The 24,816-nt window shown below is 67.7% G+C and carries 29 protein-coding genes; 9 read left to right on the top strand and 20 right to left on the bottom strand.

Annotation, left to right across the window (positions count from 1 at the left end; genetic code table 11):
• Positions 1 to 31 precede the first annotated feature (31 nt).
• Complete coding sequence (locus tag BLW85_RS38720) at positions 32 to 568, top strand: hypothetical protein (protein WP_143060385.1); 537 nt, start codon at positions 32 to 34, stop codon at positions 566 to 568.
• An 88-nt stretch (positions 569 to 656) separates the two neighbouring features.
• On the top strand, positions 657 to 1,358 hold the full coding sequence (locus BLW85_RS40845) for a hypothetical protein (protein ID WP_425275322.1): 702 nt from the start codon (positions 657 to 659) through the stop codon (positions 1,356 to 1,358).
• Between the two features lie 316 nt (positions 1,359 to 1,674).
• On the opposite strand, the gene BLW85_RS00315 is transcribed toward BLW85_RS40845, so the two are convergent.
• The 8 genes from BLW85_RS00315 to BLW85_RS00285 form a co-directional block, all read right to left on the bottom strand.
• Complete coding sequence (locus BLW85_RS00315) at positions 1,675 to 3,879, bottom strand: 2-oxo acid dehydrogenase subunit E2 (RefSeq protein WP_074989955.1); 2,205 nt, start codon at positions 3,877 to 3,879, stop codon at positions 1,675 to 1,677.
• Positions 3,879 to 4,775 carry a thiamine pyrophosphate-dependent dehydrogenase E1 component subunit alpha gene (locus BLW85_RS00310; RefSeq protein ID WP_074989954.1) on the bottom strand — a complete coding sequence of 299 codons (897 nt, stop codon included), beginning with the start codon at positions 4,773 to 4,775 and terminating at the stop codon, positions 3,879 to 3,881. The genes BLW85_RS00315 and BLW85_RS00310 overlap by 1 nt, the downstream gene beginning before the upstream one ends.
• The gene (locus BLW85_RS40840; RefSeq protein WP_074989953.1) at positions 4,759 to 5,010 is read right to left on the bottom strand and encodes an acyl carrier protein; all 252 of its coding nucleotides are present in this window, start codon (positions 5,008 to 5,010) and stop codon (positions 4,759 to 4,761) included. The genes BLW85_RS00310 and BLW85_RS40840 overlap by 17 nt, the downstream gene beginning before the upstream one ends.
• 144 nt (positions 5,011 to 5,154) lie before the next feature.
• Positions 5,155 to 5,439: a 3-oxoacyl-[acyl-carrier-protein] synthase III C-terminal domain-containing protein gene (locus tag BLW85_RS39870; protein ID WP_244174761.1), complete on the bottom strand. Its 285-nt coding sequence runs from the start codon at positions 5,437 to 5,439 to the stop codon at positions 5,155 to 5,157.
• A gap of 872 nt (positions 5,440 to 6,311) precedes the next feature.
• Positions 6,312 to 7,604 carry an MFS transporter gene (locus tag BLW85_RS00295; protein WP_074989951.1) on the bottom strand — a complete coding sequence of 431 codons (1,293 nt, stop codon included), beginning with the start codon at positions 7,602 to 7,604 and terminating at the stop codon, positions 6,312 to 6,314.
• A 66-nt stretch (positions 7,605 to 7,670) separates the two neighbouring features.
• Positions 7,671 to 8,549: an aKG-HExxH-type peptide beta-hydroxylase gene (locus BLW85_RS00290; RefSeq protein ID WP_167381337.1), complete on the bottom strand. Its 879-nt coding sequence runs from the start codon at positions 8,547 to 8,549 to the stop codon at positions 7,671 to 7,673.
• A 330-nt stretch (positions 8,550 to 8,879) separates the two neighbouring features.
• A complete protein-coding gene (locus BLW85_RS40510) occupies positions 8,880 to 9,011 on the bottom strand; it encodes a hypothetical protein (protein ID WP_279628554.1) in 132 nt (43 codons plus the stop codon).
• Positions 9,012 to 9,526: 515 nt separating this feature from the next.
• Positions 9,527 to 11,635: a zeta toxin family protein gene (locus tag BLW85_RS00285; protein WP_079172197.1), complete on the bottom strand. Its 2,109-nt coding sequence runs from the start codon at positions 11,633 to 11,635 to the stop codon at positions 9,527 to 9,529.
• 136 nt (positions 11,636 to 11,771) lie between these two features.
• On the opposite strand from BLW85_RS00285, the gene tap reads away from it, so the two are divergent.
• On the top strand, positions 11,772 to 13,970 hold the full coding sequence (tap, locus tag BLW85_RS00280; RefSeq protein ID WP_074989949.1) for a telomere-associated protein Tap: 2,199 nt from the start codon (positions 11,772 to 11,774) through the stop codon (positions 13,968 to 13,970).
• A 3-nt stretch (positions 13,971 to 13,973) separates the two neighbouring features.
• Positions 13,974 to 14,531, top strand: a complete 558-nt coding sequence (gene tpg, locus BLW85_RS00275) for a telomere-protecting terminal protein Tpg (protein WP_107409033.1) — start codon at positions 13,974 to 13,976, stop codon at positions 14,529 to 14,531.
• Between the two features lie 65 nt (positions 14,532 to 14,596).
• Here the strand turns inward: tpg (BLW85_RS00275) and BLW85_RS00270 are convergent, their stop codons facing one another.
• From BLW85_RS00270 to BLW85_RS00260, 4 genes are all read right to left on the bottom strand, one after another.
• Positions 14,597 to 15,058: a hypothetical protein gene (locus tag BLW85_RS00270; protein WP_143060384.1), complete on the bottom strand. Its 462-nt coding sequence runs from the start codon at positions 15,056 to 15,058 to the stop codon at positions 14,597 to 14,599.
• Between the two features lie 24 nt (positions 15,059 to 15,082).
• Positions 15,083 to 15,214 carry a hypothetical protein gene (locus tag BLW85_RS40505; RefSeq protein WP_279628553.1) on the bottom strand — a complete coding sequence of 44 codons (132 nt, stop codon included), beginning with the start codon at positions 15,212 to 15,214 and terminating at the stop codon, positions 15,083 to 15,085.
• 539 nt (positions 15,215 to 15,753) lie between these two features.
• The gene (locus tag BLW85_RS00265; RefSeq protein WP_143060383.1) at positions 15,754 to 16,113 is read right to left on the bottom strand and encodes a hypothetical protein; all 360 of its coding nucleotides are present in this window, start codon (positions 16,111 to 16,113) and stop codon (positions 15,754 to 15,756) included.
• Positions 16,114 to 16,266: 153 nt separating this feature from the next.
• Positions 16,267 to 16,575 carry a DUF6300 family protein gene (locus tag BLW85_RS00260; RefSeq protein WP_074989946.1) on the bottom strand — a complete coding sequence of 103 codons (309 nt, stop codon included), beginning with the start codon at positions 16,573 to 16,575 and terminating at the stop codon, positions 16,267 to 16,269.
• 134 nt (positions 16,576 to 16,709) lie between these two features.
• On the opposite strand from BLW85_RS00260, the gene tpg (BLW85_RS00255) reads away from it, so the two are divergent.
• From tpg (BLW85_RS00255) to BLW85_RS00240, 3 genes are all read left to right on the top strand, one after another.
• On the top strand, positions 16,710 to 17,303 hold the full coding sequence (gene tpg / locus BLW85_RS00255) for a telomere-protecting terminal protein Tpg (protein WP_074989945.1): 594 nt from the start codon (positions 16,710 to 16,712) through the stop codon (positions 17,301 to 17,303).
• A 103-nt stretch (positions 17,304 to 17,406) separates the two neighbouring features.
• A complete protein-coding gene (locus BLW85_RS39075; RefSeq protein WP_167381336.1) occupies positions 17,407 to 18,015 on the top strand; it encodes a hypothetical protein in 609 nt (202 codons plus the stop codon).
• Entirely contained in the window at positions 18,012 to 18,284 is a 273-nt protein-coding gene (locus tag BLW85_RS00240) for a hypothetical protein (RefSeq protein ID WP_074989942.1), read from the top strand. The genes BLW85_RS39075 and BLW85_RS00240 overlap by 4 nt, the downstream gene beginning before the upstream one ends.
• Positions 18,285 to 18,463: 179 nt before the next feature.
• Here BLW85_RS00240 and BLW85_RS00235 read toward each other — a convergent pair whose 3' ends face one another.
• Together BLW85_RS00235 and BLW85_RS00230 are read right to left on the bottom strand one after the other, a co-directional pair.
• Positions 18,464 to 19,006 carry an SMI1/KNR4 family protein gene (locus BLW85_RS00235; RefSeq protein ID WP_074989941.1) on the bottom strand — a complete coding sequence of 181 codons (543 nt, stop codon included), beginning with the start codon at positions 19,004 to 19,006 and terminating at the stop codon, positions 18,464 to 18,466.
• A 468-nt stretch (positions 19,007 to 19,474) separates the two neighbouring features.
• Entirely contained in the window at positions 19,475 to 19,897 is a 423-nt protein-coding gene (locus BLW85_RS00230; protein ID WP_074989940.1) for a hypothetical protein, read from the bottom strand.
• A 218-nt stretch (positions 19,898 to 20,115) separates the two neighbouring features.
• Here BLW85_RS00230 and BLW85_RS00225 point away from each other — a divergent pair, with 218 nt between their 5' ends.
• Together BLW85_RS00225 and BLW85_RS00220 are read left to right on the top strand one after the other, a co-directional pair.
• Entirely contained in the window at positions 20,116 to 20,352 is a 237-nt protein-coding gene (locus tag BLW85_RS00225; protein ID WP_074989939.1) for a hypothetical protein, read from the top strand.
• A complete protein-coding gene (locus BLW85_RS00220) occupies positions 20,342 to 20,599 on the top strand; it encodes a hypothetical protein (RefSeq protein ID WP_074989938.1) in 258 nt (85 codons plus the stop codon). The genes BLW85_RS00225 and BLW85_RS00220 overlap by 11 nt, the downstream gene beginning before the upstream one ends.
• A gap of 151 nt (positions 20,600 to 20,750) precedes the next feature.
• On the opposite strand, the gene BLW85_RS00215 is transcribed toward BLW85_RS00220, so the two are convergent.
• From BLW85_RS00215 to BLW85_RS00190, 6 genes are all read right to left on the bottom strand, one after another.
• Positions 20,751 to 21,131 carry a hypothetical protein gene (locus BLW85_RS00215; protein ID WP_074989937.1) on the bottom strand — a complete coding sequence of 127 codons (381 nt, stop codon included), beginning with the start codon at positions 21,129 to 21,131 and terminating at the stop codon, positions 20,751 to 20,753.
• Between the two features lie 40 nt (positions 21,132 to 21,171).
• Complete coding sequence (locus BLW85_RS00210) at positions 21,172 to 21,612, bottom strand: RapZ C-terminal domain-containing protein (RefSeq protein ID WP_074989936.1); 441 nt, start codon at positions 21,610 to 21,612, stop codon at positions 21,172 to 21,174.
• Positions 21,613 to 21,652: 40 nt separating this feature from the next.
• Positions 21,653 to 22,003, bottom strand: coding sequence for a hypothetical protein (locus BLW85_RS00205; RefSeq protein ID WP_074989935.1), 351 nt, complete (start codon positions 22,001 to 22,003; stop codon positions 21,653 to 21,655).
• Between the two features lie 108 nt (positions 22,004 to 22,111).
• A complete protein-coding gene (locus BLW85_RS00200) occupies positions 22,112 to 22,594 on the bottom strand; it encodes a hypothetical protein (RefSeq protein ID WP_079172174.1) in 483 nt (160 codons plus the stop codon).
• A 246-nt stretch (positions 22,595 to 22,840) separates the two neighbouring features.
• Positions 22,841 to 23,236: a hypothetical protein gene (locus tag BLW85_RS00195; protein WP_074989934.1), complete on the bottom strand. Its 396-nt coding sequence runs from the start codon at positions 23,234 to 23,236 to the stop codon at positions 22,841 to 22,843.
• Complete coding sequence (locus tag BLW85_RS00190) at positions 23,230 to 23,847, bottom strand: replication/maintenance protein RepL (protein ID WP_074989933.1); 618 nt, start codon at positions 23,845 to 23,847, stop codon at positions 23,230 to 23,232. Before BLW85_RS00190 ends, BLW85_RS00195 begins: the two co-directional genes overlap by 7 nt.
• Positions 23,848 to 24,816: the final 969 nt, after the last annotated feature.

Below are 24,816 nucleotides of genomic sequence, written 5' to 3'. Positions count from 1 at the left end.
AGGGCGATCCGTTCTCCGTGGAGGTCTAACCTTGGTGGTGACACGGGATATCTACGTCGACTCCGGTCAGTACTACATCCACGGCGATAATTACGACACCAGTAACTGGCGCTTCGACAACCTCAACGGACTAGTTGGAGTACTGGACTCCGCCGGGTACCCGTCCGGTCCGGGCGAATTCGCCATTGTGGCTACAGGCCTGAACTCCGGTGAAGTGCGCGTCACCATCGAAATCTGCTCAGAACGACCGTCCGAAGTCGACTGCAACAACTGGGACGAAATCGCCGAAGTGAGTCTCGCTCTCGCCAGTGACTGGCCTCGCATATCTACGATGATCCCTACCGACGCCCTCAAGGAGTTGCCCGACTTCTCCAGCGTCGGCCCGGGGCCCTACCGGGTGCGGGTACACGCGAGAGGACGAGACGCAGCGAACGAGCTCATGGATCTTCCCGACGGGCAAGAGCCTGTTGAGGAACATCTGGTCCAGGTGTGGGCCGCTCCGTCAACGGCCTCTCGGGTACACAAGCAAACGGACAATGTCGGTAAGAGACTGATGCCCGAGCGCTAATACCCTCGTGTACGGCCTCAGGGTGTCCTCCAGTCGGTCCGTGCGGGGCCGCTCCTGACCCGAGTGCGCTTCGGCGAAGCGGTGGCGGATCGCCACCGCCCTGATCCGCCGTTGCTCGTCCTCGCGTGCCGCCGCCTTCTCACTCAGGACGGGCGAGCACTCGGCAGCGTCGTCGGTCACCGGGACCGGTGGCGGCTTCGCCGGTTCGGCGGCCGGCCACTCCTTGGGCCAAGCCCAGTCCAGCGCCCAGGGAAACTGCGCCACCCCGGCCCTGGCGTGGCGCAACAGGTACGGACAGACGCACGGCAGGATGATCGTCGGCTCCAGTGGCGGCGCCCCCACGGCCGCGTGCCGGGTCGGCTTCCAGCTCGGAGTAAGGCGATCAGGGCGTCGAGGGGCTGCAGATCAGATTGCCATGTTCGCCGAGATGTCAGCACAGCCGCCACTGCTGTTGCAGTCCGGGAAATCCTCGGGGTGGGCTCCCGAGGTGACGGGCCACGAGAAGCGGTCGAACGCCGCCTCCTACGGCTACACCGGCCGTCTCGGCGACGCCGAGTACGACCACCTGATGTCCCTCGAGCTCGGTGGTGACCCGAACGACGCCCGCAACCTCTGGGGCGAGCCCCCGGACCCCGGTCACAAGCCGGGCTCCGGGGTCAACAACAGGAAGGACCCGGTGGAGTCGAAGCTGCACACCGCGGTCTGCTCCGGGAAGGTGACCCTCAAGGCGGCGCAGCAGGCCATCGTCACCGACTGGACCACAGCCCTGAGCCGACTCGGCCTGGGATGAGGCGAGCAGCTGGCGCTCGTCGATTCGGAGAGAGAGGCCGGATCACCGCCGCCTATGCGGCCCGGCTCCGCCTGATCAGCCCACCTCCTCGTCGCCGAGTCTGGCTTGTCGTCGGCCTCGCGCAGACGCTGGCGGGTCCCAGCATGCCGGCGACCGCGGCGAAGATTTGGGAAGTTCCGCTGTTCTTCAGCCTCACCGAAGGGGAGGACGCGGCAAGGTTCACCCTTTTGCGATCTTCGAAGCCTCAAGCTCCCAGCGCGGGTACCAACATCGACAGGCTCGACGTGCTGGTCGCGACAGCCGAAACGCTGCGTGGTCAGCGAACCTGTGGTGGCCTCATGGAGGCCCCGTCCGGTCCATGCCCCTCCTTCACCAGTCGCTCGACCATGGAATGGTCCTCCAACACGGCAGCCAGTGCAGCAAGGAAGGCGAGAGCTTCCCGGCCGTTGAGAATACGATGGTCGTAGGCCAGGCCGATGTGTGCCACCCGGCCCACAATTGGATGCCCCGAACCGTCGAGTCGGATTTCCTCCAGGGCGCCACCGACAGAAACCGCGCAAGCTAATCCCGGAGGAATCACAGGCTGGACCATCACAACCCCAGGGTCGTGGTTCCAGGACAGAACGATGGACGGAGCACGTAGGTGCTCTTCGCTAAAGGAACCGCGAAACGCCCGCATGCGGAATTCCGCCAGACTGTCGGCGATTTCGGTAAGGGAGCGTCGCTCCGCCTCGCGCACCACGGGGATGAAGAGACCGTTGCCGGCGTCGAACGTCACTCCGACGTCTGCTGAAGTCGCCACTCGGACGGAACAGGCGTCGGCAAGCGAAGAGAAACAGAGCGGGAACTCCTCACGGAGCCCGCCGATCACCTTGATGAGCAACTCCGGCAGCTCTACAAGTTCGGCGTAACGGTCGTCGAGTTCCCGTTTGATCCTGTGCACCGCGTCGAGCCGGACCCGGCGGAGCACGAAAGCATCGGGGATCTCCCGCCTCGATGTGGTGACCACCTGGCCGACAAGCTGCTGAGCACGGTCGAGGGCGACGATATGGGCGTCGGTGGTCGTGTCGGGCAATTCGCTCGTAGGACTCGGCGTCCGGGTAGAGGCGGCGGCCGCACCGTCTGCGATCCTGGCCGGGCTTTTCCCATCCGCTCGCTCCAATACCGCGATGATGTCACCGGGACGACACTCTACGCCCTCGCCAACGCGATGCCGTAGGACGCCGGCCACCGTGGCGGACAGCTCCTCGACCGCCTTAGACGTCTCAACCTCAGCGATCGCCTGGTCCCGTTCAACGTTCTTACCGTCCTGGATGAGCCAGCTGAGCAAGATGTACTCGGTATCGTTGTTGTTTAGTTTCGGTACGATCACCTCTTCCGGCACTTCTGCTGCTTGCGGCGGTCGGCTGGTCGCGTCGTTACCGACGCCACGTCCGGACGACACAGCCCTGCCAGTCTCGGCCCCGTAGAGAACGGTGGGTGCGCCCGCGTCCAGCTGCGCTCGGGCGAGTTCAGATAGGCCGTCGACGATGTCACCGGGCTGGAGCAGGACATGGCGCTCCAGATGCGGCGCGCTGGGAATGATGCTGTCCCGGGAGCTCAGCAGCTTCACTGGCTGCGGCATGCGGCCCCATAGCCGCTCGTGAACGTGCCGGGCGACTTCCGTCCCCCATGTGCCACCACTTGTGCTCTCCTCGGCGACGCATATCCCAGATGCACCGCGCAGGACCTCCATGGCTGGCTCGAGTTCGAGTGGATAGAGCAGCGCTGGTATCAGAATATGTACGGACAGATCTGCACCAGTCAGCACACGTGCCGCAGTCACCGCGGCGGCAGCGGTTCCGCCAGGGGCCACTACGACGAGCGTACGTTCGGCGGGCCGCTCCTCTTCACGCGTTGGGTACACGTGCACCCAGTGGCCTGGTCCTTCCAGATGCCGATAGGCGAACGTCTCGTCGAGTCTCCCGCCCCGATGGGTGCGCTGGGTATACAGCACCTTGGGCTCGAAGAAGATGGCGGGTTCACCGCGATCGAAGGCATCGTCGAGGAGCGCCTCGGAGTCGTGGAAAGAGGTCAGCTCGTACAGCGACAGGTGCGGGATACCGACGAAGTGCTTCTGCAGGTTCTGGCTGTGCGTGGGCCCATAGCCCCGATGTCCGCCGACCGGACACCTCACCACGAGACGCATCTGCTTGCGGCCGCCGTATAGGGAAACCGTCTTGGTGGCGAAATTGAGGATCTGATCGAAACCGAGGGCGAGGAAATCGCCGAACATGATTTCGGCGATAACGCGATTTCCGCACAGTGCTAGCCCGCCGGCGGCCCCGATGATCGCGTTCTCGCTGATCGGCGTAGTAAACACGCGGTCGGGAAAGCGAGTCGACAGACCCTTCGTGATCTTGAATGCCCCGCCGTAGGGATCAACTATGTCCTCGCCAAGCAGATAGAGGTCGCTGTGCCGCTCGAAAAGTGAGTGCAGGGCACCATTCAGGCTCTCGGCCAGGCGTTTGTTACGGGCCATCAACCTGCCTCCTCCCAAGTACAGAGGGGGCGCCGCAGTACAGCCTCCGTGATCGCAGCAACCCTTTGACGCTGCCTGGCGTCAGCGGCCAGGAAGGACTCCCCCCGCCGCTCCGCATAGTCGGTGTACCAGTCGTTAGCCCGGACGGCGGCCAGTTCGTCGCTAGTCCGCGTGTCGTCCCCTTTGCTGTGCGGCCCCAACCGGGAGGTGACGAACTCCACGACCAGCGGCTCGTGTCGGGTACGTACGCGGGAGATCCGCGGAGCTAACTCGGCCCGGATACGGGAGATGTCGGTCGACCTGACGAGGTGGTGGGCAATCCCGAAAGCCGCAGACCGACCGGCCACAGTTCCCGCCATGTGCCGTTCGGTCGGGGTGGATTGGGCGATGCCGTTGTTCTCCACAACGACCAGCAAAGGAAGTCGCCACAACTGTGCCAGATTGAGAGCTTCGTAAACAGCGCCTTCGCCCCAGGTGCCGTCACCGATATACGCGGCGACGAGTGAGGCTCGTCCCATCCGCTTCTCATGGAGCGCCACGCCCACGCTCACAGCCAGACTTTCCCCCTGGATTCCGGTGGAGAAGTACCGGTCGCGGTGGAGATGCTGGCTTCCGCCGACTCCCTGACAGGGAGCCCCTTCGCGGCCGAGGATCTCAGCCAGGAGGCCTTCAGGGTCGCCAGTCCGCGCAAGATAGTGGCCGTGTCCACGGTGATTGCTGAAGATGAAGTCGTTCACGTGGAGTAACGGAGCCAAGGCGACCGGAATGTATTCTTGTCCCAGACAGGTGTGGGTGGTCCCGCTGACCTCCCCACGGGCGTACAAATCCAGCAAAGCCATCTCGAAGTGGCGTATCAGAAGCAAGAGATCCACATCGGCTTCACTCAGCGCTTTCATGTCGCCGGCCCCCGGTCTTCATCAATACGATCCGACGCAGAGCGGATACACTGCGAACGGATCTGATCTCATTCGACTGGAATTTAATGCTGTACGCGTCTTCCACTGCTGCGATGAGTCTAACGTGGTTGAGGCTGGTCCACACTCCCGACGTTTCCGGGCTCAGGTCGTCGTGCACGGAGTCCACCGGGATTTCCAGGACGCGTGCGACGATGCTCTTAATTTCGGCAGTCAAGCCTTACTCCCCGATGAATCAGGCCCGACTGTATTACGGAAACAGCCTGGGCGCAGCCTTGGGCATGGTAGGTCTGGGCAGAGTGCCTCTATTCAGTTTCCCCAACAGGTAACAAGATCTCACTGCACATGATTCTAAACTCCGTCAGCATACTTGGAAGAGGGCTGCACCCCACAGGAACGCGAAACCACTGGCCACCGCTAGCACCCAGTCCCCGGGACAGAGACGACCGGAGGTGAGGAGGTAGTCAATGCCGATGATCGGGTCTGACGCCCCAGCGTGACCGATGCCACGGCCATAGTCGAACGTCGTCCGTTCCGGATCGATCCCAATTCCGTGAAAGTAAATGGGTTGCAGGACGTTATAGCCCAAGGATGGCAGGATCACGTGTGCTACGTCGCCGAGGTCGATCCCCGCTGCCTTGGTCACTCGATGTATGACGGAGCGAGGCCCGTTGACCAAGCGCTCTCGGAGTTCCTCCACATTAAATTCGGGGACAGAGTCCCAACTCCGCTGAGACAAATTGATCGGCTGTGCGCCGGCGTGTAGCGAAGTGCGAAATGGGTCGTGCCCACGTATCAACGGTTCAATAATAGGGTCCGTGTGAACGGCTAATCCTTCGAGCCGCAGTGGACCGGGGCGGCGGCTGACTACGATGGCACTTCCGCAATCTCCGTAGATTGACCCGACGTCGCTGTTCCAGCGGTCAAATTCCGGAGCCCGGAAGCAATCGCTTGCTACGATCAGTGCCGCTTCGGCATCAGGCATGCAAAGGAGTTGCGCACGGGCGAATTGGAGACTAACTATCACGCCTGTGCATCCGCTGTTAATCTCGGCCACAACTGCCGGGCCCGGCGGAATTTGGACCTCACGCTGGACGTATGAGGCCGCATTCCACATGTCGAAGCCAGTGTCCAGTACGGAGGAGTACGAGAGGAATCCGACGGTGGCCGGGGCGATTCCGGAGCGCTGGAGGGCGATGCGTGCGGCGTCGACGGCAAGATCGGGCGCTGGGCGGTCCAATGGTGCGACGGTTGCCGCAACTTGTCGGCTCTCTTCCGCCCGTTCGGCGGGGTAGAGCCCAGCATCGATAGCCTCTCGCACAGATATGGCGGGCGGCAGGGACGCGCCGACTGCGTTAACGTACAGCGTGAAATTCTCCACGGAGACTTCCTTCGAAAAGCTACCGGATAGGTCTCGCAATTGATGGCCCTGCGTGCGCTGGCGGTGTACAGAATTACGAGTTTGGAATGCTGTACCCCCAAAGTGCGACGCCCCAATACCGCACTGCTATTTTACATCTATGCGAGTTGATCATGCGGGTCACGTGAGAGATCCCCGCCCTGGGTCTCATCTCCTGGGTGGGCTTGGTCTTGGGTAGGACGAATCTCCGTCAGGCTTGCAGGCGAGGGGGTGATTATCATCGCTACAGCGGCAAACCCCGCAGTAACAGCACCCAGGACAAAGCAAGATCGCATCCCGAATTGAGCGGTAGAGGCGCTAGCGATGACGCCGCCAAGAGCATTACCGCCGACAATAAGGGACTGGACAAGGCCATAGAGCGGCCCTGATTTACTCTCGGAAACCCTGGTGCCATAGACCGTCCACAGCAAAGCTGTCGGTGTGTTCGCCAAGATTCCGAAAGAGAGGGAGATCAGAAGTACGGCGAGCCAGTTGTTTGCGGTGACAAGCGTACAGAGCATGATCCCCATGACGATGACGCACAGAGCGGACAGCCGCACCCGGATTTTACTGGCCATCGGGGCCCCGAGCGCCATGCCGGCCACGGCTCCGATGCCTATGGCTGCTGTGGTCCAGCCATACGCTGAGTCATGTCCAGTCGCTCGTTCGGCGATCGGCATCAGTACGACCAGAGAACCGCCGGCACCCACGGACATAGCCCCTTGAGTGAGAAAGCATGACAGGACGACGCGGTCACCGGCGAGAGCGCTTATTGCGATACGCAGTGACGACTTCACCTTCAGTGTCGTGGCCGGGTCCGAAAGAGAGCGCTGGGATACCCGCCACAGTAAGGCGGCAGATCCGAGGAAACTGACGAAGTCGAACCCAATCAGCACCAGGGGGCTCACGGAGGTACCAAGCAAGCCGCTTAGCGCGGGAGCAATGACCATCGCCAAACTGCTGGAAATACCCAGGACGGAATTCGCTGCAGCACGGTTTTCGGTATCAGCCAGATCACGTTGCAGGCGACGCTCGGCCGGTGCGTACACGGTGCCGGCGAGGCTGCAGACGAGTACAATGGCCAGCAGGAGAAACGGCGATCCCCCGGCGGCGGCAGTAATCGCGATCACCGTGACTGCGACTGCACGGACCAAGTCAACCGCAATCATGATCGTCCGCGGCTGGTAAGCTGCACTCAGCTGCCCCAGAAAAGGTCCGGAAATCACCGGAACCAATATCCGCAGGACACTGTAGAGCCCTAGCAGTCCGATACCTGCCGCACGGTACAGCACAATGCTCATACAGACAAGGAGAAGCCACGCCCCAGCCGTTGAAAGAAAACCGGCCGCGAAGATTAAGCGCGCTTCACGATGTGCGAAGAAGATGCGACAGTTTTCTAGGTATTCTTTCACCGAAAGCCCCTTTGGAGAGGATTCGAACAGCTCTGGCGTGCATTTCCGGTGCGAGGTATCGGGTGATTAACTGGCCACTTGGGAGCGGATCTTCTGGCAGTTTTCGGTCAGGCTTCGACGTAATGCAAGCCCGGAGTCTGTCCACTGGGCGTCCGCGTCTAACCTCTGCAGTACTGCTAGCAGTTGCTCCGCCAGCTCCGCGTGCTGTGTCTGCCACGGGTGTCCGTCAAGCGGACCTCCTCGCGGGGCGACCTGGTCATAGCGGCGGAGTGCTTCGGCCATGCGCCACAGCACAAAGGCGGCGTGGAGAACGCCTCTCAGCGGACGTGCCCCTGGACGCAACGGATGCTCGCTCAACGCATCTGGATTCTTCAGAAATCCGGCAAACTGATCACGCAACGCGAGTGCGTGGTGACCCGTCTCGTGCACCAGATCCAAGAAGAGATTCAAAGGATCTTCGGCCGCGTTTGCTTCGAGATAGACGGCGCCAAACGTCGTCTGATGCGTCGCCGACCGCATCGGCTGTGCATCGATGAAAACCAGGTACTTCACCAGGAGATTGTGCTCCGCCCACGCTTCAGGCCAGGCCAGGGAAAAAGCACGCCTGGCTATTTCGAGAGAAACGCGCAAACGGCGGGGCAGATCGATTACGACTGGATACTCGTTCGCGGAAGGCTCGATTAATTCCCTCAACGCGTTCACGATCCATGATGCCTTCGGGCCGGTGTAGGGGGTCGCTGAAGGCGTTGCTAGCGCCGCTTGGTAAAGAACTTCACTCAGCCAAGGCTGGTCGTCAGCGTGCAGCGGATACCTTGGTAACTGATATAAGCGATGCACCGCTTCCGGACTCAACCACTGGACTGAGCGAGCGCGGGCCATTAAACACTCCAACTGGCACGACTCGCCCTCCGCGAGCGGAAGAGCCCGGACAAGACGCTGGGCCACGTTTCGGTGATAAATGGCAGAGAGGCGCTGCGTACCGGTCAGACTAACCTGCACCGTCTCGATGGGCCCTCGGAGATTGACCGGTATTCTCGACATTCGAGAAGTGTCCCTTCCGTTCGGCACCTAAGACCGGTGTTTGGGTCTGCACGCGCGCACAGGCCGGGCAGACATTCAGTTCTCTGTCAGCAAGCCGACGGCCGTAGCCATCTTTATCTGTCCCCGTATCCGGGTGATATCCAAAAGAAACGAATCAACGTCGAGGCGGTGGACACTAAATACTGCATCCGCGTCCACCGCCTCGACGGTGGCTTGGCTACGCCTCGTCGGCCATCAGCCCGCGCTCGGGCTGTACAGGTAGTGAGGCGCGTTCGTGTCCAGGTCGAGCTCGATCTCGACGTCACTGACCTCGGTGATCTGCTGATCGTCAAGATCGGTGACGCCCACGGTATGCGTCACGTTCATTGCGTTCTCCTAGCGGTAGTTCAGGTTGGACGGTTCCTAAGTCTGACGGGACCACCTGACGCCGCGCTGACGCGTCGCCGGGGACTGCTGCACGGATAGGTGACACCTGACCTGGCTTGCTGAGAAGTCGTTGCTCTATCGATCTTGGTGGGCGTGAGTTCGAGGTCGTCGACTCGGTCGGTTGATCTTCTGACTGACCGGGCATGAAAGCGGGGCCTCCCGCACAGCTCGTGGGTGTCGAATCCAACCGAGCAACAGGAGGCCCCTGGTGCTGCAGTCTTCCGTCCAGGCGTCCGGCACAGCGGTGCAGATTCGTCCCGAGCACTACCCAAGCGGTGCCCGGGACGGCTTCTTCGCCCAGCAAAGCGGGTGGTCCGCGACATCCTCGCCGATCTTGAGGGCGTCGTCCGTTGGGGCGGCGACGACTCCAAGCCGGACGAATCCCTCTTCTACATCGACATCGCCTCAGGTGACGAGAGTCTGACCCGCGTCGCGAACAAGGTGAGGACGTGGAACTACACCCCCGGCATGGGGCCCGGGGTCGTGGTCGATCCACTCCTCCCCAAGCGCCGTCTGGCGGCCAAGCGCGTCGCTGCACAGCAAACATGACGGAAGACTGATCCGCACGGAGGCCGGGAGATGGTGAACTGGTACAACGCCCAGCTCCTCGAGGAGCGCCGCGCGCCGGTGCCCAACGAGGAGCGGGTCGAGGAGCTGAAGGCGGGCTGGGAGGCCGCCCTTGCAGACCGGGCCCAGCTGGCCACGGCGGTTCCGGAGGAGGCCGACCGGATCGCCGCCGCCCACGCCGCCCGGCTGAAGGAGCTCAAGGAGACGTAGCCCCTGCTCCTGCCCGGCACGGGCAGGAGCCAGACGGGCGGGTGCGGCCGGCCGAGGCGAGCCGGCTGCACCCGCGCGGGCATCAGCGGCCGGGCGAGCGCGGCGATCTCGTCCAGCTCCCGACGGTGCCGCGGGAACGCCCGGCGCAGGCCTTGATGGAGGCGGAGAAATGCCTCAGCCTCCTGCTCGGTGTAGGGACGGAGCCGTTCCGCGGCCAGGGCCCACGAAGCCCGTCCGGCGCCGCCCCTCTCGTGGCGCAGCAGAGCTTGGCCGTCCCGGCGGATCACCGTGATGGCCGCAATCTGCGGGTGCTGCTCGGCGACGGCAACGACGTCGGCGAGCGCGCGGAAGCAGGCGTCGTGCCCGGAGCGGCTGGTGAACCGGCCGGTGCCGCCGCGCTGCAGGGCACGGGCGTAGCGCAGCGCGGTCGAGAGCCGGCTGTCGGTTTCCCGCACGGCCAGGACGACGAGTTCGACCGCGTAGCCGCCGGTCGCGAAGGGCAGCGCGCTGGCGAGGAACTCCTCCACGCTGCCGGGAGCGGCCTCGATCAGGACGTCGCCGCGCCGGTCACGGACGTACTGCTCGGCCCAGGCGAACCAGGCCCGGTAGTCCGCGCGGATCGCCGCGCCGGCGCTGCGGGGGTCGTCGCGCAGCAGCTGGAAGTAGTCGGGGTGCTGGGCCTTGAAGTCGTCGCCGACCAGCCGCGTCGTGCCGGGCCGCATCGCGCGGCGGACCATCCGGGCGGCCAGCAGCTTGCCCGCCCCGGGCTGCCCCAGGACGTAGACGGCGCGCGGCTCGTCCCGGGGGACGATGCCGTTCAGGTAGGACGGGACGATCAGCTCGTCGAAGACCCAGCGGTGCTCGGTGGCGGAGAGCCGGTGGTAGTCCACGCCCGGCGCGCGCCGTCGGGGCTGGGCGATGCGCCGTACGGGCTCGGCGAGCGCCGCGGCTCGCCGCGCGTCCCGTACGACGGCCAGGCGCTCGTCCTCGCCCGGCACGTCGCGGTGCACGCGCACCTCGGCGCGGGCTATCTCTCGATGGAACACGGCCGTCTCCCGGGCCGTCCACGCGCGTGAGCGGCCTCGGGCGACCGCCTTGTCGGCGGCGGGCCGGCGCCGCCACGCGCTGTCGACGAGCTCGTTGTCGTACAGCACGGTGCCGTCGCGGGTCACCACGGTGACGCGGTCGGCGAGTTGCTCCTCCTCGATGACCGCGAGCGTCGCCAGCATGTTCCTCGCGCAGACGTCGTGGTTCGCCCAGCTCACGAACCGGCCGCCCGTCCCGCCGGCGGCCTCGGTGAGAAAGCGATTGAGGATGCCCAGCTGGCTCCACGCCTCCGGCGTCGCGAGCGCGACGACCTCGATCCGGTACCGGGAGCCGCGGTACGCCGCCGACGACGCACGGAAGTCGTCGGGGTCAGCGAGGGCGGATTCGACGACTGCATCCAGGCCGTGGTCGCGGACGTACCCCTCGACGGCTGCCTGCCACGAGCTGGTGTCCGGCCGGACCTTGGCGCCGGCGGTCCGGACGTCGGCGGCCAACGCCGCGGCGTAGTGGCGGTGGGCGGCCTTGTAGAGGTCGCGGCCGATCCGCACCGAGCCACCGCGCCGCCCGAGCGCCGCCTGGACCAAGTCGGCGACGTTGGTCTTCCCAGCCCCCGGCTGGCCACCGACGAACACCACGACCGGACGGGCCTGGGGTACGGCGCTCGCAGCGGCTTCGGGCAGGATCACCCGCCTCAGCACGGCCCTGCTCTCGTCGGCCGGAAGTACGGCGCGGTCGTTCATGCCGTCCACAGGGCCTCCAGCGCTTTCACGGTCTAGATCGTCCCGGCAGACCTTAACCGCATTGAGCAATCCATGTGAAATCCGATGTGAAATCCAACGGGCGATTGGGGTATGGTGCGTTGTGGAGGTGAGCTCTGTGCCTACTGGGAACGAGCTGTTCAGTGCCGTCGATGCGCTGCTGGAAGAGGTCGCTCAGGACGATCTCCCGACGCCCGAGGAGCGCAAGCGTCTGCGCGAGGCCGCCGGGCTGAGCCAGGAGCAAATCGCCAAGGCCCTGAAGAGCCGGCGGGAGACCATCGGGAACTGGGAGTCAGGTGCTACCGAACCGCGGCCGCCGAAGCGCGCCGCGTACGCCCGTCTCCTGGAGGGCCTCGCCGCCCGCTTCCCCGCCCCGGACTCCGACGCGCCCGCCGCTGCCCCGGCGCCGGTGGCCCCGGAGGCGTTCACCGGCCCGGCCCCGGAGCCAGTCCCGGCACCCGCGCCCGCCACCGTCCCACCATCCCGCCCGAAGGCGGCGGCGAGCAGCACCAGCCGGCCCGCGGCGTCGTCGCGGCGCCCGGGTGCGAAGAAGGCGGCGGCGAAGACCACGGTGGCGGCGGCCCCCGATCCGCGGTTCGAGAACGGGCCGCTCGCGGTCATCGACTGCGAGGACGGACAGGTGTCGGCGTACTGCGTCGGCGGCCTGGTCCTGGACGTGCCCGCCAAGTCCATCCCGGCGCTGGTCGACTGGACGCTGGCCGAGGCCCGCCTCGGTCAGGCCCGGCTGCACCGCAACGGCCGCGACGCCGACCCGATCCTCGTCCTGACCGCGTCTGCGCTGGAGCGCTACGGCCTGCCCGCCGCCCTGTCGCCGGACGAGCAGCGCGCGGGACGACTGGCGGCCGGCCACAAGGTGCTCAAGCAGACCGAGCGGGCCGGGCTCCAGCTCACCCAGCGAGGATTCGGGCCGTGGGCGCGGGTGTATCGCGACCCGGAGGGCTCGAGGCGGCGCTGCGTCCAGCTGTGCATCCTGCCCTGGAACGCGCTGGACGCCCGCGAGTGGGACAAGCGCGACGACCCGCAGCTGCCGACGATGCACCCGGCCGACCTCGCCCGCTACCTCGGCCTGTACGCGGCCCGGGTGATGACACCGCGCGGCAGCACCGCGACGACCGGCCTGGAGCTGATGACCGCGCTGCGGCCGCCGACCCGCGCTGAGAAGGACCCGGACACCGGCGAGTTCAAGCGGGCCTTCAACGACGACGCGCTCACTGCGGTGTACCCCGTGGTGGAGTGCGAGGTCCCCGACGAACACCCGATCCTCAAGGGCAAGTTCGCCCGGCACCACCTGCGCACCCCGGCCGAGATGCTGATGGAGGAGCCCTACGACTGGTGCCGGCCGCTGACCGATGAGGAGTGCGCCAACCCGTACTTGGTCGTCGTCGACCTCAACATGTCGTTCGCCGCTGCCGCGAACGGGCTCACCGTCGGACTGAACGGACCCACCCACCTGACCGGCAACCCGGCCTTCGACCCGGCGCTGCCCGGCTCATGGCTGGTCGACCTCTCCCACGTCGACCTGTCCCGCGTCCAGGTGGGCGGCCGCACCGTCGACGCAGACCGGCTCCCGAGCCCGTTCACACCGAAAGGCGAGAGGCCCGAGGGCCCGGCCTGGTACGCCACCCCGACCGTCGCCTACGCGGTCGAGCTCGGCTTCGACGTCGCGCCGATCGAGGCCTACGTGCGCACCCAGACCGGCCGCTACCTGGACCCCTGGTACAAGCGGCTGCGCGACGCGTACGTGGCCACGATGGCCGACATGGGCGTCACCACCGACCTCACCGGGAGCGAGTTCCTCGAGGCGATGGCGCGGCGCAAGCAGGTCGACCCCACGATGGCGCTGCTGGAGACCGCGATCAAGGCGACGGCGAAGGGCGCCATCGGCAAGCTCAGGCAGCGCTCCCGGGGCCAGGTGCCGTACTACGAGCCCTACCCGGCGCTGAACCGGGAGACGTGGCGCCCCGACATCCGGGCCGCCGTGCTCGCGGCCCAGCGCGTCGGCCTGCACCGCAAGCTGATGAAGACGGCGGCCGCCGCCGACCGGTACCCGGTCGCGATCGGCACCGACGCCATCGTCTACCCCTCGCCCGGCCCGTCCCCGCTGGACGTCCTGCCGCACACGCCCGAGGGCAAGCCGGTGCCCGGCACGTTCCGGCTCGGGGTCTCGCCCGGCATGGTCAAGCACCAGGGCACCCAGACCGTCCTGTGGGCGGAGCAGCAGTTCGAGGAGCGCGGCGGCGTCTTCAACATCGCCAACCTCATCAAGACCGACCAGAGCGCCGGAGAAGGGGAGTAGGCCGTGGTGGACTCGCTCGGGGACAGCCTGGACCGCGCGCTGGAGGGGGCCTTCACCCGCCGCATCCCGCAAAGCGCCCAGGCGCAGATGAAGTACCTGGTCAAGCAGCTCAAGGGCACCAAGGCCACCGCACAGGCGCTCGGGATCTCCCAGCGCACGGTGGAGCGGTACGTCTCCGGCAAGCTCAAGCGGCCCCGCCAGGACCTGCGCGGCCGCATAGAGCGTGAGGTCAGGAAGCGGTGGCAGCCGCAGGTGCGCGCCAAGGCGAGGAAGAAGGCGGCCTCCACCGACGGCCTGGTCATCTCCACCCGGGCCCGGTTCGGGTTCACCGCGGCGCCGGGCACCACCGACGACGCCCGGATCCGCGACATCACCCAGGCCCTGCCGCCCGAGTACGCGGACCGCCTGTTCACCGCCCGGGAACAGGGCGCCACCGAACGGCAGCTCCAGCAGATCGCCGCCGAGGGCCTCGCCCGGATGTACTTCCGTGCCAACAACTCCCGGGCGCACGGCCTGGGCGTGGAGTTCACCGACATCGAGCAGATCCAGATCGAGCTGTAGGCCGGCTCACGCACGAGCGCCGCGTCCCCGGCATTGAAGCTGCCGGGGACGCGGCGTTTCGCATCCTACGGAAGGGCCGCCCGTCGGGTCGTGCGCGCGGCCCGGCGACGTGCCCACCAGGACAGCCGCGGCGCAGTGGCGGCGTTGACGGCTCGGCCGAACGCGGCCAGGGCGGCCTCCAGGCGCGCGGTGTCCTCCACATCCGACAGGGCGTTCAGCAGCTGCTCGGTGGCGGTGACGACGGCCGGGTCGGAGCAGCGCAGGAGCGGGGCGGCTGCGGTGGCGGCCCGGGTGAGCGGCTCTCGTACGGCGGCCACGGTCTGCTTGCTCGCCACCCGCTCCCGGCTCAGCAGCTCGGCCGCGCGCCCGAAGCCCACGAGGCCGCTCTGCACGTCGGTGCCGCCGGCGATCCGGGCGCGGGCGGCGCCACCCGCGAAGGCCAGCACGGTCAGCAGGAACGTCCGGCCGCGCTCGGCCGGCCCCTCCCACAGCAGCCGGTTGGCGGCGGCCACACCCTGCAGTTCCATCACCGCCACCGTCATCGCATCCGCCTACACCCGCAGGGCCCCGATCTCGGCCTGCTGCTCCTGGTGGTTGCGGGCGCGGTTGGTCAGCCACGCCGCCAGAACGGCGATAACCGCTCCGGAGACGAGCGTGCTGACCAGATCGATCAACTTGTCCATGCCCGCAGGCTGACCGCGCACCGGCTCCGGCCTCCGGACCGTTGCGCACCTGACGCACAACCCGCACCCTCCCGTTGCCGATCACGAGCACGGACGGCGCCTGGACGCCGTGAGGCCCCGCCCTGCGCTGCTGCGCCGGTGTGGGGCCTCACACGCGTATCCGCGGGGGGTCGGATGTTCAACGCGCTGCCGTGTCCAACGTTGCCGTCCTGCCAAGGGTCACGGCCCGGCTCTTCTACTCCCCGTCGTCATCCTTCTGCTGCCGGCGTTCCGCCTGCTCCTTACGCTCCTTGGCCTCGATCGCGTACGCCAGCGCGCTGTGGTGTTCGTTGACGCTGCGGGTCCACCGCGGCGCCGGGCGATGTCCCCGGCCAGGTAGTCGGCGAACAGGCGCACGGGCTTGTGGCTCTATCCACGAGAATGGACAGCACTTACACAGCAGTTCGGGAGGCGGCCGGCCGTCGCCGCCGGGTTGGAATGTTCACGAGTTTCGACAGCACCGGGCCTTGTCTCGGACCGAGGAGATGGCCTTGGTATCGCTACGGTCTCGCCTGCTGGAAGTACCGCTTGAGCTCAAGTTCGCGGCCCTGGATCCGGTGTATGAGGTCTCGGGCGTCGTCGATAGAGATCCCAAGGGCAATAGCGATCTCCTCAATGGTGGCGCCCTCCCGCACCGCTTGAAGCACACCACTCCACCGGGCTTCGTGGTAGATGCTCGTGCTCAGGGCGAGTGCCGCCAGGGCGTCTTCAGCGCCGTGGCCCCGCGGGCGCTCAGCCAGGCGCCGGGTGTGCTGGTAGAGCCGTGCGGCCTGCCACACCAGCGGAGTGCCGGAGGGTACCTGGGCGAAGGTTCGGATTCGCCGGGCTACCCACTGGGCGTATTGATCGGTCCCGGCCACATTTCCACGGTACGCCCGACGCCGGGAGACGTCAGAGCTGAACCTCCGGTGGTGGGGTGCTGTCCGTTCTCGTGAACATCGGCCACGGCTCAGACGGGCCGCCTCCCAAAGTCGTGCACATCTGCTGCTGGAACTCGTGAACAGAGCCAGCGCTCAGGGCTGCTCGGGCGGGACGTCCTTCAAGTACCAGCCGTGGACAGCCATGCACTCCTTTGTCCACTCCATCAGCAGGTACGCGCCCTCCTGGACGCGGCTTTCGTCATGGCCGCCGCCGTCGGCGAACCACTGGACGAACAGGCCGGCCGCCGGGCGGTCGACGTCGCCGGCGTCGCACGCCGGGCACAGCTCCAGGTGGATCGGCCGCCCGTGCGCGTCGTCCTGCGGTGCCACCCCGCTCATGATGAGATCGCCCCCGCAGCGCGAACACTGCGGCAGCCGGTCGGACAACCTGAGCTGCTCCAAGGCCAGCCCCCTTTGCTCTGAACCTGGTCCTCCACCCAAGACGCGCTGACCTGCGCCGTCAACCCTTCGACGGGCAAGGGGACTCGTCTGGTCGCTGGCCTCTGTCCACAGGACCGCTCCGATGAAGTGTTCGTATGGATGACGACACGAAGGCAGCGCAGGCAGCGCGGACGCGCGCCAAGATCATGGAGGGCCTCGCCCGTGCGGAGCGGGCCCTGTTCACCCGGCCCGCGCCGAAATCCGCGCGGGCCCAGATGAAATTCCTTCGCAAGCGGGAGAAGGGCTCCACCAAGAGCCTGGCGGAGCGCCTGGGTGTCTCCCGCAAGACGGTGCAGCGCTACCTCTCGGGCGTCTCCACCAAGCCGAACAAGCGCCTCCAGCAGGCCCTGGTCCAGGAGACCGAGTCGGAGTGGCAACCGCAGGTCAGGGCACAGGCGAGGCAGCGTGCGACCACCTCGGGCGGATTCGTCATCAAGTTCCGGGCCTCCCTCGGCTTCACCGCGAACGGGTCCTCGGACGACGCCCGGATACGGGACCTCAGCATCGCCGTGTCGCCCGCCCACGCGGCCCTCATCCTGGCGGCACAGGAGGAGGGTGCGACGGACACAGACCTCCACAAGGCGGTCGAGGAGGCCATCGCGGACGCCTATTTCCGTCAAGCCGGTGGCGGTCGCGCGAGCCTGGCGGTGGAATTCAGGGACGTAGAGTGGCTCGAAATAGAGTTTTAGTAGCACGGAATTCACGGCTGCGATAGACCTGTCTGTATCCGCCGCGACCCAGGCGCGGCGGCCCGATAGCCCGCTCCTTTCCCGTCACGACTGAGAGGCCCGTGTGAGCACCCCCGCACCCCGCTCCCGCCGCCGTCCCCGCGTTCCCGCCCCCGGCGCGGCCGCGCCCCGCCCGCCGGTCGACTGGGCGAAGGTCGGCCGCCGCTCGGTCCGCCGGCGCGCCACCGGCATGACCGCCACCGAGGCCGCGGCCGCGCTCGAGGAAGCCGAACTGCAGCGGCACCTCGACCGTGACCGCGAGGACCTGGCCGACGACGAACGCGGCGCCGCCGAAATCCGCGAGTGGCAGCGCATCGCGCAGCTGCTCGCTACGACCGGCGGCGTCTACGACCCGAAGGCCGACGCCGTCGTCCAGGACGAGCTCGCCGCCGATTCCGAAGCCCAACGCGTGCAGCAGATGCAGGACGAGCAGCGCCGCCAGGAGCAGGAAGCCGAAGCCGCCCGCCGCGCCGCCCTCGCCCCGGACGTCCTGCGCCACGCCCTGCTGGGCACGCTGGCCCGTACCGGCCTGCTGGACTCGCTCAGCGAGGACGAGCGAGCGGCCGTGGGTCGACTGCCCGAGTCCGATCCGGCGGCCGCGCTCGCCTTCAACGCCCTGCTCGCCCGCGCGTACGAGGCCGGCACCGGGGCGCGCGCAGGGGCCGCGTCATGACGCGCCGCCCGGAGGAGCTGGCGGTCGCCACGTGGGTGCAGTCGACGGCCTGCGGCACCCGCTACGAGACGCTCACCGCCGACGGTCAGGTCCACGTCGACTACGCGCCTCCGCTCGGGGAGCCGTACTTCGAGGGCGACGACGACCCCGACTACAACCCGATCTGCAACTGCCCGCGCATCCCGGCCCTGTTCTGCATGGAGTGCGCCGGCTGCGCCGCCTGCGGGCAGTGCCGCGGACCGCACGTCTGGCCCCCTCTCCTGAGCTGATCACCGAGGGCAACCTCCCAGATCCCTGTCAACCTGTTGCGCCCCGAGGGATCTGGGAGCCGGAAATAGCCAAGCTGCCCGTAGCTCTGCCCACGAGAACGGACAGCAGATGTTCACCACTTCGGGAGGCACCAAGAATTCGAACAGTCCGCGACCTACGACTGTGCAGGACGGAGTGATCAGTCCCACCAGTCCTCGCCGGTGTGCCAGCGCCGCACCCACTCCTCGAAGCCCCATGCCTGGTCGCCGGGTGCCGGGACGGCGCCTACGTCGGCGACCATCCAGACCTCGCTGCGGCGGGGGCCGGTGGTCAGCAGAAGCCAGAACGACTGCCCGTCCTCGGACCCGAGAACAATGGACCCCTTGTTAAACGTGGCGTCGATCCGCGGGTCTTCGGGGCCGACACTCTCATCGTCCTCCCAGCCCCAGGCTGCCTCCAGGGGGAACGGTTCCCCTGGCTGACGCGGGCCGAGGTCGGGCCACGTGTCGGGCAGCCAGCCGAGCGGCTGGAGACCGCCGTCGCCGGCGGGGCCCAGGCTCGACCCGTTGCTGACCTCCGCGATGAAGGTCCTGTACGGCTCCGGCAGGACCACCCTGTTCTCCTGCTCCCACTCCGCGACGGCTTCATGCCCGAGCGCCGGCTCGCGCCATTCCGGCGGGAAGACGGAGCGCAGGAAGTCGAGAGTAGCTTCTGCGGGACGCTGATCACGTGTGTCTGTCACGGCAGCATGCTGGCAGAAGGGGCTGACAGCCCATCGCGGGCGCACGCCGGAGCCGCGCCGCCCCGGGCCATGAACATCGAACAAAGCCGAAGTCAGACGCCTCCCGAAGTGGTGAACATCTGCTGTCCGTTCTCGTGGACAGAGCCACTGCCCGGAATGCCTGGGAGGTTGCCCCCTCGAATCCCCAGGTGGACACGTTCCTGAGAGGCAACGTGGGAGCCTGGGAGGCGGACCCGCTCCGACCGGTGCCACGCTCACCGAGCGTCACAATCGGGGTGTCACGCACCTTGTCACGTCGCCTGTCACGCCCGCCGCCGACCGCGTGACAGCAACCGCCCGAATGCCCGAATTGAGCGTGTTCCGACGGTGGAACACACCCCTGCAACCCCGCCAGGGCCGTTTTCGCGTGACAGCGCGACAAGCGTGACAGCCCCCTTGCGCCGATCACGCTCTGTGGGGGTGGTCAGATCAGCGGATTTCCCGGAACGAGGCGTCGTGGTGGCTGGGGGAGACGGGCGTGTCCACCGGGTGCAGCCACCGCAGCGGCACGGTGAGCGTGCCGACGCGGGGGAGTTCGACGGGCTCGCCCTCGGCGTCCAGCAGGATCCCGGAGACCAGGTAGCCGCCTCCGGGCGGGAGGCCGGCCTCCTGCGCCTGGTCCTCGGTGAGCTCCACCGTGACCCGGGTGCTCGCCCCCGTCATCATCAGGCCCTGCGCAGTCCGGGCGGCGGTGTCCACGTCGACCACGGTCAGCAGGAAGTACCTGCCGCGCAGCCAGCTCAGCGGCCACCAGGAGTCGCCCAGCGTCTCCGGCCGGTACCGCCGCCAGGGAAGCGCGAGGGGGACCTCGCAGCGGTACGTCTCGCCCACCCGGACGTCCTTGGTGCGCATGTCTCCAGGGTGCTCCCGCCGCCCTGCCCGTGGACTCCGTCGCTACCGGGGGCTGCTGGGTCCTGGGTCCGGCGTTTTCCCTGGTAGAGGCAACTGGTCCGTGTGACCTGGGCCCTGGGTCCCAGCTCGGCCGCGGGGTTTCGTCCGTACCGTCCCGGAGCGCCCCGCCCCGGCGCTACCGTGAGAACACACGCCAGCAACCCGCCCAGGAGCCCCGGATGAGCCAGCAGCCGGCCCCCGCGCCCGCCCCCGACCGCCAGCCCCTCGACGAGAACGCCGCCGCGTCCGTGCGCGCCTACGCGGCCGACCAGCGGGCCCGGGTCGACGTCCTCGCCTCGGTGCTGGAGGACATCGCGGAGAACGGCTACCCGACCGCGGAGTCCGGGGTGCTGTGGGAGGAAGCCCGCGACGCCCACCTCGAGCGCCTCGCCGGCGAGCAGCCCCGTGTCGCCTGAGCACGGGCCGCGCCGGTCCCAGGTCGTCCTGGTGGAGCCCGCGCTGAGCCAGCTGCAGAAGCTCACGGCAGCCGAGACGCACCGCCTGGACCGCGCGATCGTCGCGATCAGCGTCAACCCCGAGCTGGGCACCCCGGTGCCCGACACCCTGCTGCGCGACTACGTAGACGACGTCGACGGGGTCCGGGTGATCTACTACGTGACCGCCCTCCGGCAGATCACGATCGTGGCATACGTCGAAGCCTGAGCAGCAGATGCAGCAGCGCCCCGGACCGCAACGGATCCGGGGCGCTGCTGCATCTGCTGCAAGGGCGGGCGGCGGGTGCTGCACGGCGAGGCGGCCGGCCAGGCGGCACACGGGTGCTGCTCGTGCAGCAGGGCCGGTTGCTGCACGACGGTCAGTCGCCGTCGGTGGCCCACTTCTCCATCTCGCTCGGGTCCTTCTTCAGCAGGGTGTCGCGGCGGGACTGCGCGGTGGCCCGGGTGACGCCCATGGCGGTCGCCAGCGCGCCGTACGAGCCGCCCTGCGCGGCGTGCTGACGCACAGCGGCGTCCCGGATGCCCTCCAGCCGCTTCGTCAGGCCGGTGGACATCAGGATGGTGGTGGCGAGGTCGTCGGTGCTCGCCCCGCCGGCGCGCAGTTGCGCGAGGCCGTGCAGGACGGCACCGAGCCGCATGGCGAGCTGCCCGACGTCGTCGCCCAGCACCTGGGCGTCGGCGGCGGACAACGGGATCGTGAGGTCAGGGGCGGGGGTTGTGTGCTCGGGCTCGGTGGTCACCGGGCTTCTTCCTCCTGGTGGTGCCGGTCGGGGTGGACGTTCAGCGGTCGACGACGTCCTTGTCGAGGTCGCGGTGGTGGAGGTCGACGGCCAGGCCGCGCTCCTTGTACCGCTCGGCCAGGACGGCGACCAGGTACGCGGCGGCGGTCTCGGTGTCGCCGGACAGGACGGCGGCGAGCGCGTCGGCCACCGTCGCAGAACGATGACGGCCGCCCGCGCACCCGAGCGCCACGGTCAGCGGCTCGTCCTGGCGCGGCCCGGCGAGGTAGGCGTCCACGGTGGCGGCGATGGCGTGCACCAGCGCCAGGACGCCGTCGGTGGCCATCACCGCCTCGCGCACGGGGGCGTCCCGGGCGGTGAGGTAGCGCAGCTCCGGACGCAGGTGCGGGTCGCGGAACTGGTGGCGCAGGTCGTAGCAGGCGCGGGCGTCCGGCTGCGGGCCGTGCAGGTAGCCGAACGAGGTGATGGCCACGGCGGGCATCGTGGGTCCTCTCAGGGGCGGTGACGGGTGCGGGCGGAGGTCAGAGCCACTCGAAGGCGCGCCGGACGTCGCCCGCGGCCCCGGCGAGGTTGTCGGCGTGCAGCCGCACGTCGAAGTCGTACGGGTCGTCGGCCGCGTCCATGACGCGCTCGGAGGCGGCGTCGAAGACGGCAGCGAACGCCTCGTGGACACGGGCGGCCTTGAGGGCCTGGACGATGTCGTCGTGGTCGGTGCCGCCGCGCCGGACGGCGTCGGCGAGCAGGTTGAGCGCGGCGGCCGCGGCCGGGGCGAGCACGGCCAGGTCCTCACCGCCGGCGGTGGTTCCGGCGGTCCGTTCGACCCCCGTCTCGATGTTGCCGATCCGGGCGAGGGCCTTCGACTGCTGCTCCATGAGGACTCCGATCTGGTACGCGGTGGGAAGTGTCGGTGGTGGGGCGCGCCGGCCGGAGAGCGATGACATTCCGGGGCCGGCCGCCCAGCGAGCACGGCGGTGGAGCGGTCAGGCGTGCTGGGCGAGGTAGCGGGCGGCGGTGTCCACGAACTGGTCGTGGGCGACCATCGCGGCCTCCCGCGCGGCGGTGAGTTCCTCGGTGCTGCCGAAGCTGTCCCGGATCGCGTAGGTCAGCGTGATCATGTGGTCGGCGGCGGCCCTCACCAACGGGTCGGTGACCAGGACGCGCATCGCGACCAGCGGGCGGGTGACCTGGGAACGGGTCTGGTGGCTCTCGCTGCGCAGGGCCTGGATCCGCTCGGCGTCGGCGCCCTTGAGGATCGCGTCGCCTCGCATCCACATCGTCCGGCGGTGGTCGCTGGCGGCGCAGCCCAGCGCGGTGACGGCCTCCAGGCGGTCCCGCCGGATCGTCTCGTCGCGACTGACACGGACGGACCGTTCGGCGGCCCGCTCCTGGAACCGCCCGGAGACGATCGAGCCGAGCAGCGTGCCGACGATGGCGAGGGCGGCGGTGACCAGGGTGACTAACACGGACGGAACCCCCTAGGTGTATGAACTTCGATACATGCACTGTATGGAAGTTCATACACCTAGGGAAGGGGATCGCCCATAATTTTTTTCGCCCCGCTCCTGACCTGCGCTTTCCCGCTCAGGGGAACGGTGCGTACGGATCTGACACTCGCCGCCCGCACACGAAAGCGGTGCCGCGCCCCTGTCCGAGGGGCGCGGCACCGCTGATGTCGTGTCACCCGGCCGGGCGGGCGGCCGGGCAGCCGGTCAAGCGCTGCGACGGGTGGGCACGGCGGCCAGATGCCGCTGCGGAGCGGGAAGCGCCGGCGCGGCCAGGTCGCCGGCCTGGATGGCCTCGGTCGCCTCGCGCAGCGCCCCCTCCATCTCCTCCTCGCTGGCGTACCCGGCGAAGTACGGATGGATGAAGTAGCTGCGGTAGCGGCCCTCGGGCCGCAGGACGACGTGCCGCTCGACCAGCTGGCTCATCGCAATCGACGTGCGGTTCTTGCTGAGCCCCACGCGCGCCCGCAGCTCGGCCTGTGAGGCGTTCACCTCACCGCCGGGGCGCTGAACCTCCATCATGGCGCTGAGCAGGTCGTAGGACGCCTTGGAGAGCTCCAAGCGGTGCAGCTGCGCGAACCCGAGGGTGGCCTGGATCAGCATGCTTCCTCCTCCACGTCGTTGTCACCGAACGCCAGCTGCCGCGTGCGCGGCTCCGGGACGGCCGGCCGCGCGAACTCCGGGAAGCTCTCGCTCGCGGCCTGCTCCAGCGCGAGAACATCATCCCGCATCTCCGGGTAGTGCTTCCTGAGCGCGGCCCTGGCATCCTGCCGCAGCTGCTCCAGGGCCTCGCGCTGAAGGTCGCCGTTGCCCTTGAAGCAGATCAGCGGATTGACCACGATCACCGAGTTCGCCCGGCGCTGGATCATGTGCCAGTTCTCCAGGCTGCCCAGCGCCCGGGTGACGTTCGCGCGCTCCACCCCGAGGTGCCGGGCGACCTTGATGTGGGTGATCTTCAGGCGGCCCTCCACCTGGCGGCCCATGCAGAACAACAGGACGGCCGACTGGACGGGAGACATGCCGTATCGGGCGATCAGCACCGCCAGGACGTCCGCGAGGAAGTCGTTGCTGACCATGCTGTAGCCGCTGCGTCCCCACGCGTCGTGGGGCTCGCGGTACTTGTACTCGACGCTCGCCGACTTCACCGGCCGCCCGCGTTCCGGCGGCGTCCGCTCCAGCGCCTTCGCGAAGCTGTCCGCCAGAGGCGACGTCACAGGCTCACCGCGGCTCACCGACCGCCTGCCCCTGCTGGTGGAGCGACTCGCTTCCCCGGGCACCCTGGCTCCTGCTGCTCGATCTTGTGTGGTCCCCGGCACCCTAGCCGAGATTGTCCCCGCCTAAAGGGACCTTTGTCCCTCTCGGCGTGGCCCCCTGGTGTCGGCGTCGACACATCGCCTCTCACCACCCGGCAGGCGAATAGGTACCTGACCAGCACAAACGCAATTTGTACCTGTTTCCAGGGCCAAATGTGGTGCTCTTGTGTCGGACGGGGCACAAAACCGCAGGTCGATGTGTCAGAGCCAACACATAGCCGCTCGCAAAGCCGCAGGTCAGAGCAGGTTTCCGCGCGGGCCCCTTTTATCAGTAAGACGCGCACGCGCGCGCGAGGGTCGAACCACGGCGCCCTCGCCCCCGCCGATCGACGGCCCCGACCAGGAATACCCCGCCATGCGCAGCTCCCATCCCCACCGGCACTCGGACGTCACTCGGCCCACCCCGGCTAATCACCCGCGCCTATTCCCCATCGCACTCCCCTCCGTTTCCGATACCGACATTCCCAGCTCGCCATCTTGTCAATTCCGCGCCCTTTCTTCCGGTAATCTCAGTCCATACATTCGAACCATTCTCCGGACTTTTTTTCCAGCTCGGAAGGGGTGTAGCACCATTCCAGTCTCAATCTAGCTGCTATCTTTGAAGCACACGCTCTCGCCCCGCAACCTAGCCCGGTCCGACCTGTATTCGGTCTGTCACTCTCCCGACGGCCCATCACCCCTCCCCCTCCTTCCTGCTGCTTCGGGCCGAAGGCCCGTGGGTGGGCCGCGCGGAGCGTGGCATACCTTGCCCGCACGGGAGTTGGCGGGTGCGCTGGAGTGGCTGGAGCGCAGCGGAGGCCACGGGCCGGGCCGGAGGCCGGCCCCGGCCCGCAACGCGGGCCGCCTTCCCTGCGGTTGGCGGGGCGCGCG

Origin of the sequence: Streptomyces misionensis (assembly GCF_900104815.1) — a bacterium.
Classification (GTDB): domain Bacteria; phylum Actinomycetota; class Actinomycetes; order Streptomycetales; family Streptomycetaceae; genus Streptomyces; species Streptomyces misionensis.
The sequence above is the reverse complement of the archived record's forward strand: the minus strand, read 5'-3'. Positions and strand labels throughout refer to the sequence as shown.

What these genes read in the sequence shown, in the direction of transcription:
- BLW85_RS00315 (WP_074989955.1), bottom strand. Translation starts at nt 3,879, where the DNA reads ATGGCCCGTAACAAACGCCTGGCCGAGAGCCTGAATGGTGCCCTGCAC.
- BLW85_RS00310 (WP_074989954.1), bottom strand. Translation starts at nt 4,775, where the DNA reads ATGAAAGCGCTGAGTGAAGCCGATGTGGATCTCTTGCTTCTGATACGC.
- BLW85_RS40510 (WP_279628554.1), bottom strand. Translation starts at nt 9,011, where the DNA reads ATGAACGTGACGCATACCGTGGGCGTCACCGATCTTGACGATCAGCAG.
- BLW85_RS00285 (WP_079172197.1), bottom strand. Translation starts at nt 11,635, where the DNA reads ATGAACGACCGCGCCGTACTTCCGGCCGACGAGAGCAGGGCCGTGCTG.
- BLW85_RS00270 (WP_143060384.1), bottom strand. Translation starts at nt 15,058, where the DNA reads ATGGAACTGCAGGGTGTGGCCGCCGCCAACCGGCTGCTGTGGGAGGGG.
- BLW85_RS40505 (WP_279628553.1), bottom strand. Translation starts at nt 15,214, where the DNA reads ATGGACAAGTTGATCGATCTGGTCAGCACGCTCGTCTCCGGAGCGGTT.
- tpg (WP_074989945.1), top strand. Translation starts at nt 16,710, where the DNA reads ATGGATGACGACACGAAGGCAGCGCAGGCAGCGCGGACGCGCGCCAAG.
- BLW85_RS00240 (WP_074989942.1), top strand. Translation starts at nt 18,012, where the DNA reads ATGACGCGCCGCCCGGAGGAGCTGGCGGTCGCCACGTGGGTGCAGTCG.
- BLW85_RS00230 (WP_074989940.1), bottom strand. Translation starts at nt 19,897, where the DNA reads ATGCGCACCAAGGACGTCCGGGTGGGCGAGACGTACCGCTGCGAGGTC.
- BLW85_RS00225 (WP_074989939.1), top strand. Translation starts at nt 20,116, where the DNA reads ATGAGCCAGCAGCCGGCCCCCGCGCCCGCCCCCGACCGCCAGCCCCTC.
- BLW85_RS00210 (WP_074989936.1), bottom strand. Translation starts at nt 21,612, where the DNA reads ATGCCCGCCGTGGCCATCACCTCGTTCGGCTACCTGCACGGCCCGCAG.
- BLW85_RS00205 (WP_074989935.1), bottom strand. Translation starts at nt 22,003, where the DNA reads ATGGAGCAGCAGTCGAAGGCCCTCGCCCGGATCGGCAACATCGAGACG.
- BLW85_RS00195 (WP_074989934.1), bottom strand. Translation starts at nt 23,236, where the DNA reads ATGCTGATCCAGGCCACCCTCGGGTTCGCGCAGCTGCACCGCTTGGAG.